This window comes from Mesorhizobium sp. M7A.F.Ca.CA.004.12.1.1, from assembly GCF_003997835.1.
Classification (GTDB): Bacteria; Pseudomonadota; Alphaproteobacteria; order Rhizobiales; family Rhizobiaceae; genus Mesorhizobium.
Window position 1 is genome coordinate 1 of record NZ_RZRK01000781.1, and the last position, 2827, is coordinate 2827.

Genomic DNA, 2827 nt, shown 5'->3' on the forward strand with positions numbered 1-2827 from the left:
GTCTGCACCTCCGCCGAGCGTTTCTTCGTCGTCGATGCCGTTCATGACCGCTTCGTCGCGCTGTTCGCCGAAAGGACCCGGGCGCTGCGCATCGGCAACGGCATGGACAAGACCGAGATCGGCCCGCTGGTCAGCGAGGCCGCTCGCACCAAGGTCATGCGGCTGGTCGACGATGCCATCGCCCACGGCGCCGAGGCGGTCACCGGCGGACGCATCCCTCCGGCACACAACACGGGCTGGTTCTACGAGCCGACGATCCTGACCGGCGTCACCCCGGACATGGCAATCGTGCGCGAAGAATGCTTTGGACCGGTCGCCGCCATCTGCCGGGTCAGGGATTTCGACGAGGCGATCCGGCTTGCCAATGACAGCCCGTTCGGGCTCGGCGCCTCTGTCTTCACCACCGATCTGGCCGAAGCCCACGAGGCGGCTGAACGGCTCGAAGCCGGAATGGTCTGGGTCAACAACCCGCTGATCGACAATGATGCCCTGCCCTTCGGCGGCTGGAAGGCCTCGGGCCTCGGCCGCGAGCTCGGACGCCAGGGGCTCGACGCCTTCCGCCGCTCCAAAATGGTGATCATCGACCACAAGCCTGCAATCCAGGAATGGTGGTATCCGTACCCCGACAGCTGGTTCCGCGAGACCGGTGGCCGCAAGCACGTCTGAGTGTTTCGAACCTCGCCAGCTCCGGATAGCCAGCTCGGTGGCTATCCTGGGATAGCCAGTCCATGGCCGGGAAAAAGCGATGCCGCCGGGCGAAACCCGGCGGCATCTTTCTTCGATTGGCTACTGCCGTTTCAACGGCAAGTCGTTACGGCGTCGTTTCTGCTTCCATCGCGGCGGCCGTCTGGTCGATCTTGTCGGCAAGGACGCCCTGAGCCCAGGACGTGACCGCAGCGTCGACCGGCTTGTTGGCCATATCCGCCAGTGCCGCGTCGAGCGATGCATCATCGGTGCCGACCTCTGCCGCGGCAGCCGCCTCATTGGCGGCGGTGACCTCTGCCTCCTGGGCAGTGATTTCGGCCTCCAGATCCGTTATCCTCCCAGGCAAGGCCGCCTGATCTTCGGGCGTCATGGCCGCAATCTGCTCGGGCGTCAGCGACGTCAGCGCGGTCAACTGAGAATTCAGCGCATCCAGCTTCTCCTGGGCCGCTTCAGCGGCGGCCTGAGCAACCTTGGCTTTGGCGGACTGCGTCACGAAGGCCTGGATGGCAGCGAACTTCTTGCTCTTCGAGTTCATATAGGCGTTGATGTTGCGCTGAAGCGAGTTCAGCCGACCGAGCTTGGCGTGGATGTTCTTCTCCTTGGGAACCGACGAGACCTTTGTGGTCTTGTCGACCGTGGTGTCGTCCGTTTTGGCCTTTGCCACCTGCCCCCGAGCCGACGAAGACTTGCCGTGCGAACCGCCGCTCTTGCCATTGCTATTGCCGCCGTTACCGCCGGCATTGCCCCCGCCGTTGCCGTTGCCACCGCCATTGCCGCCGCCGTGCCCGTTGCCGCCGGCTCCGGCGAGCGCCGGAGACGCCAGAAGCGCCAATGCGGCAAGCGCCGCGAACAGAGTTTTCCGGTTTGTCATGGTAATCTCCTCGGGAATCGTCACCTGGCCCGACCGCTAGTGACCGTCCTATGAGAAATCGCTAATTGTACAGAGTAAACTTTAGACAAATGCTGTCTCAATACGCGATCTGCCGATCAGCCCGAAGCATAACCATCTGATATTAAACACGAATCAGCGCTCTTGAACGGCGATGGCACTGAAGTCCCATGCCGGCAGGACTATAGTCCTGCCGGAATCCAGCGGCATGGGTGAAAGTCGTGACGTGGTATATCGGAAAGGCTTTGAAACAGGGCAATTGATAAAGAAAGCACAAGTCTCAGCCGATACTTTCACCGCCGTCGATTACCAGCGCCTGGCCGGTCATGAAGGATGAGCGGTCGGAGACGAGGAACAGGATCGCTTCCGCGATCTCATCGGCGCTGGCCCAGCGTCCCATCGGAATCTTGGTGCGGACATAGGTTTCGATCGCCTCGCGTCCGCCCATCTGGGCGATGAACGGTTCGTTGAACGGCGTGTCGACCCAGCCCGGGCAGAGCGCGTTGACGCGGACATTGTGCCGGGCATAGTCGAGCGACATCTGCCGCGTCATTGCCACTACCGCGTGTTTGGAAGTGGCGTAAGCGATCATCTCGCGGTCGTAGAACACGCCCGAATTGGAGGCGGTATTGAGGATGACACCACCGCCTCGTGCGACCATCGACGGCATGACCATCCTGGCCGCCAGGAACTGCGCCCGCACATTGACCCGCCATGACGCGTCCATGCCGCCGACCTCGACCTCGGTCAGCGTTCCGCCGACCTGGATGCCGGCGTGATTGTGCAGGATGTCGATGCGCCTGTGCCTCTCGATCGTGCCGGCAATGAGCTTTTCCAGCGCCCCATCGTCCGCGACGTCAGTGGCGATCGCCTCGGCCTGCCCGCCCACTGCCCTTATGTCCGAAGCCGTTGCTTCGCCGGCGGCCTGATCCCTGTCGGCGATGACGACCACCGCGCCTTCCCTGCCCATGATCATGGCGCCGGCGCGCCCGATGCCGGAGCCGGCGCCGGTCACGACGGCGATGCGGTCTTTGAGGATCATGATGCGACTTTCAGTTCGACGGCTTGCGCTGGCGCAATTGCCATTGGGCAAGCACCACAAGCAGCACGGAAGCGACGAGCACGATCGTCGCGATGGCGTTGATCTCCGGCGTCACGCCGCGCCGGATCGACGCGAAGACACAGATCGGCAGCGTCGTCTGCGCCCCGGCGACGAAGAAGGCCACAATGAAA

General features: G+C 63.1%; 3 protein-coding genes and 1 pseudogene. 1 reads left to right on the forward strand and 3 read right to left on the reverse strand.

The genetic code is table 11. The features are described 5' to 3' along the window. Positions 1-666 (forward strand): aldehyde dehydrogenase family protein (locus EN984_RS29490; protein ID WP_127384152.1); only part of this gene is annotated, 666 nt, incomplete at its 5' end. A gap of 145 nt (positions 667-811) precedes the next feature. Here the strand turns inward: EN984_RS29490 and EN984_RS29495 are convergent. The 3 genes and pseudogenes from EN984_RS29495 to EN984_RS29505 form a co-directional block, all read right to left on the reverse strand. Next, positions 812-1576, reverse strand: a complete 765-nt coding sequence (locus EN984_RS29495; RefSeq protein ID WP_127266975.1) for a hypothetical protein — start codon at positions 1574-1576, stop codon at positions 812-814. A gap of 298 nt (positions 1577-1874) precedes the next feature. Continuing rightward, a complete protein-coding gene (locus EN984_RS29500; protein ID WP_127266976.1) occupies positions 1875-2636 on the reverse strand; it encodes a glucose 1-dehydrogenase in 762 nt (253 codons plus the stop codon). 10 nt (positions 2637-2646) lie between these two features. Beyond that, positions 2647-2827: pseudogene (locus EN984_RS29505) on the reverse strand (ABC transporter permease); the annotation flags it as partial.